This window comes from Streptomyces sp. SID1328 (genome assembly GCF_009865595.1).
Taxonomy (GTDB): domain Bacteria; phylum Actinomycetota; class Actinomycetes; order Streptomycetales; family Streptomycetaceae; genus Streptomyces; species Streptomyces griseoluteus.
In genome coordinates this window covers 1-4,374 of sequence record NZ_WWKH01000653.1, presented here as the reverse complement: position 1 = coordinate 4,374, position 4,374 = coordinate 1, and the positions used below count along the sequence as shown (strand labels likewise).

Here is a 4,374-nt window from a genome sequence, read left to right as displayed (position 1 = left end):
CTATTCCACATGACGGACATGGCTCCGATGGGTTCGAACCGGATCTGCGGGTCGTTGCTCTGGACCAAGCAGATCAGACGGCGGCGAAGGACGGCTGCCTGCCTGGCCTGGACAGCGATGACGTCCAGGACGACCTGGACCGCCCTCGGGCAGGTCCTCGCGAACCGGTCGTAGTCGGTGAAGACGAGGGCCAGTCCGGCGCCCTCGGGAGCATCGTCGTAGCCGGCGTAACAGGCGGTCGTGCCACCGGTGGGTCGTCCAGGCCCGGCGGATCAGGCTACGGACAGCGATGACTGTGTCGGCGAGGTCGAAGAAGGCGTGGATGACGGTCGCGCGGCGCTCGTGGCAGCGGGCGAGGCGCTACCCCGACCACGACCTCTCCTGCACCGACACGCCCGGCATCCAGGACGCCTATACGGACGGTGTCCTGGGCGACGTACAACCGCCAACGGTGCACCCTGGCCCGAGGCCGAGATCCCGGCCGCCCGCCACCGCCTGCGTATCCTCAACGCCTCCAACGCCCGGCGCTACCACCTCCGCCTGGAGCTGGAAGGCGGCGGCCCGCTGCCCGTCACCCAGATCGGCGGTGACGCCGGACTCCTGGGCGCACCCCAGCGGCTCGTTGCCGCCCCCTTGGCACCCGCCGAACGCTTCGACATCGTCGTCGATTTCTCGCATTGCCCGGTCGGCAGCCACGTCACCCTCGTCAACACTGTGACCGACGGCCGCATGCGGCAGGTCTTGCGCTTCCGCGTCACCCGCAAAGCGAAGGACGCCAGCCACGTTCCCGCCCGTCTCTCTTCGTACGCGACGCTCGCCCCGGCCGCCGCCGTTGCCACCCGGCACTTCGACTTCCGCCGCACCGACAACCTGTGGACGATCACCGGCTGCCCCCTCAGCGCCACCAGACCCTGGCCCACCCGCGCTTCGGCATTGTCGAATGCTGGCGTCTGAGCAGCGACTTCCACCATCCCGTCCATCTGCATATGGCCCACTTCCAGGTCCTCTCACGCGGCGGCCGGCGCCCAGAAGCCAGCGAAGCGGGCTGGAGGACACCGTCGACGTTCGCCCGTACGAGGTGGTGGAGATCCTCGCCCGCTTCGACGGCTATCACGGCCGCTACATGCTGCACTGCCACGTAGTCTCGCCACCGTTATCGCGAACGGACCTACAAATCGGCGCGCTAGCGACGGCAGGGTGTGAGGTCCGGCCAGGCTCTGAACGTCCCAGGCTGCGTCTTCCCAGGCGGGATCATCGCCGTCAACAGGGGTGACGTGTTGTACATCGCGGAGAACATCCGCGACATCCGCAAGCAGGGCGCGGCCACTACGGCGAGTGAGGCTACGGCAAGCCATTGCACCGTTTGGACTCCGAAGCCCAGGCGAAGAAGAACTATTGAGGCGGCGGTCGCACTGTTCGAGCCGGCCCTATCGTTTGATTCCGAGCCGGTCCGTCGGTGCGAGATGCGCGAAGCCGGATGAACACGGGAGCCTTGAGATCGAAAATCAGTCATCTCTTGCAGGCTGATGCTCTTGTGATTCGTCATTGATATGCACGGAATCTACACAGCAAGGACGCGCGACGTACTTGCAGGGCGGGCGGTTTGTGCGTGTCTGGTACTAGACGTGTCCCAGCAGGTTTAGGCCAGTCCTTCACTCCGTCGAAGCAAACACTTGTACGGGCATATCTGTGTGCACGTAAGGTGTAGCCGCGCATTGCCGGATCTTGACCAGTCCGTGCCGGTGCGCGTTAACCAGCGACCGGGGGAACACTGTCGCTCGCGGGGGAGGGGTTCCGTCGCCATGCCGCCGCACCTGTTGTCCGGGTGCACGCGGCCCGGCACATTTCCGTAGGCGTCGACTAGTACAGGCCGGACGCCGCGCCTGTCACTGCCGAAGTCCGTCTGCCTCCCTTTTTCAGACGTTCTCCCGGCGCGTGCCCCCTGAGCGATGGAAGGGATGCGCCCGTGCGCCCCAGACCGTGGTTCCGGTTGCCCGGAACACGAAGATCACGCAAGTTGGCCCCTGCCCTCACGGCCGCCACGACGCTGGCCGTGCTGGCCGGTGTCGCGGTGCAGCCGGGTTCGACTCCGCCGTCCGCCACTCCGGTCGCCGACTCGTATGACGGGTACGACACCAAAGCTGCTGAGCAGTTGCGCCTGGACCAGTGCCTCATGGCCGACGGCCTGCGCAGAGGCGGGTCCAACCTGTACGACCTGGCCAGCACCTCCCTTCCCCTCTCGGCGGATCAACTGCACCGGAAGGCGGACCGCACCTATGGAACCGGTGCGTTCGCTCAGGCATGGGAGAAGGACAGTGACGACTCCGATGCCTGGGTGAAGAAGGCCGAGGACACCGACCAGTCGGTGAAGAAGACCGTCAGCGGCTTGGACGACTATCCCGGCTCTCCGAAGGCGGAGAAGATCTTCGACAAGGTGGGGCTGCTTCCCTGGCTCTACCAGTCGTACTTCAAGTCGGTCGACCTGCTGTCTCCGTTCTACGACCCGTCACCTCAGGCGGACGACACAACCAAGAAGGCCGCGGTCGCTGTCGGGGACCCGCTGTACACCGGTGGTGGGACGAGCCAGGAGCAGGAGGCATGGAAGCTTTGGAAGAAGAACTCCGGAGACGTCGTCCCGAACGACTTGTTCGTACCCCGGGTGTTCGCCGACGACGCCAGGATCTTCCTCACGTCCGGAGGCTTCCCCAGGACTGCCCCCGCGCCGGACAGCCCTGAGTTCCGTATCGCGGTCGAGGACTTGAAGTCCCGGTTCGCCTCGTGCGCGTGGCACGACCCGATCGACCCCGGCCGGGTGCTGGGCAAGGAGGTGGCGCAGGCGGCCGGCGAGTGGCAGCAGGAGATCACCTCTCAGGCCACACAACGGCAGCAGATTCTCTCTGCGAGCAGTACGGCCACCAAGGCGCTGCGGGACGGCACGTTCGCCCTGGGCAGGATGCTGGGGCAGTCGTGGATCGCTGACTACTCCACCCGCTGGCTGGACCACTACACCGAGGGCGGCCTCGGCTGGATCGGCGAGGGCCAGCTGGAGATCCAAGTGCCGGGCGCTGCTGGTAAGTGCCTCGACGTCCAGGGCGGCGGCAAGACCAACGGCACTCCGGTTCAGGTCTACACCTGCAATGGTGGCGCCGGTCAGAAGTGGCAGGTGATGGGCTCCTACGACGGGGGCTACACCCTGGTCAATCCGAACTCCTTCAAGTGCCTCGAGGTGCTGAACGGCAACAGCGCCGAGGGCACGAAGATCCAGATTCGCGACTGCGGCAGCAGCAAGGCTCAGCAGTGGACGTTCGACGTGCGCAGCAGCGGCCCTCTGAGGAATGCGGCGACCGGCAAGTGCCTGCACCTGCCGACGTTCGACAACAGCAAGGACGCCGTGCTGTCGACGTGCAACGGCTCTGCCGCGCAGAAGTTCAGGATCGTCCCCAAGACGCACACCGGTACCGCGCCGGCGAAGATCGATGTGGACAAGGCCAAGGCCAACATCACGGGTGCGCAGTCGGAGGCGAAGAAGCAACTCGCCCTCCTCAAGACCCAGCTGGAGACAGCTCAGAAGGCCGCGACCACCTCGGACACCGCTCTCCAGGCTGCGTACGGCGTCGCCGACGCCAACGGTGCCCCGCGGGGTCGTGGTCTGCTGGTCGGCCTGCAGAAGGACCAGGTCACCAAGGGCGCGGCCGCAGCTCTGGCGGCGCTGGAGAAGGCCGGCGAGACCGCCGAGGCCGCAACCCGCGCCTCGGCCGGGGACAGCGCGACCATCACCCAGCGCGCCCTGGCGCAGGCGGCGCAGTCGAAGGCGGAGTTCCGCAAGAAGGCCGCCGAGGCAGCGGAACTGCAAGCCAAGGCGGCCGCGGACGCGGCCAAGGTGCACCGCGACAACGCCCAGAAGGACAAGGAGACCGCGGAGGCCAAACTCGCCGTCGCGGTGCAGGCCGAGGCGGACGCCAAGGCCGCTGCCGCGGACGCGCACGCCAAGCGACTTGCGGCGGAGGCCGAGGAGAAGACGGCCAAGTCGGAGAAGGAGACCGCCGCCGTCAAGCGGGCCGAGGCCGCCGATCACCGAAAGAACGCCGAGTCGGAGGCTACGAAGGCGAAGGATGCCAAGGACAAGGCCGAAGCGGCGGAGAAGACCGCCGAGAGCAAGCGCGACGAGGCGGTCAAGGCCAAGGACCACGCCAAGGACATGCGTGACGACGCCTGGGACGCGCGGCAGAAAGCCAACGCCAAACGGGCGAAGGCCGATGCCAAGGAGGCCTACGCCGACTCCCTCGACTCCGGAGACGCGGCCGACGCCGCCCGAGCCGCGGCGAACGACGCGGACAAGGCCGCTGACGATGCGGAAGCCGCGGCCGGCAAGGC

General features: G+C 67.1%; 3 protein-coding genes and 1 pseudogene. 3 read left to right on the top strand and 1 reads right to left on the bottom strand.

What is annotated here, in order from left to right:
• Positions 1-222: 222 nt before the first annotated feature.
• Positions 223-360, bottom strand: a pseudogene (locus GT030_RS21035) (IS5/IS1182 family transposase); the annotation flags it as partial.
• A 273-nt stretch (positions 361-633) separates the two neighbouring features.
• On the opposite strand from GT030_RS21035, the gene GT030_RS35775 reads away from it, so the two are divergent.
• The 3 genes from GT030_RS35775 to GT030_RS21025 all read left to right on the top strand — a co-directional run.
• A complete protein-coding gene (locus GT030_RS35775) occupies positions 634-954 on the top strand; it encodes a hypothetical protein (protein WP_202460371.1) in 321 nt (106 codons plus the stop codon).
• Positions 941-1,273 (top strand): multicopper oxidase domain-containing protein, encoded by a 333-nt coding sequence (locus tag GT030_RS37415; protein WP_346009701.1) that lies wholly within the window; start codon positions 941-943, stop codon positions 1,271-1,273. The genes GT030_RS35775 and GT030_RS37415 overlap by 14 nt, the downstream gene beginning before the upstream one ends.
• 744 nt (positions 1,274-2,017) lie before the next feature.
• A partial coding sequence (locus GT030_RS21025) for an RICIN domain-containing protein (protein WP_202460370.1) occupies positions 2,018-4,374 on the top strand: 2,357 nt, incomplete at its 3' end.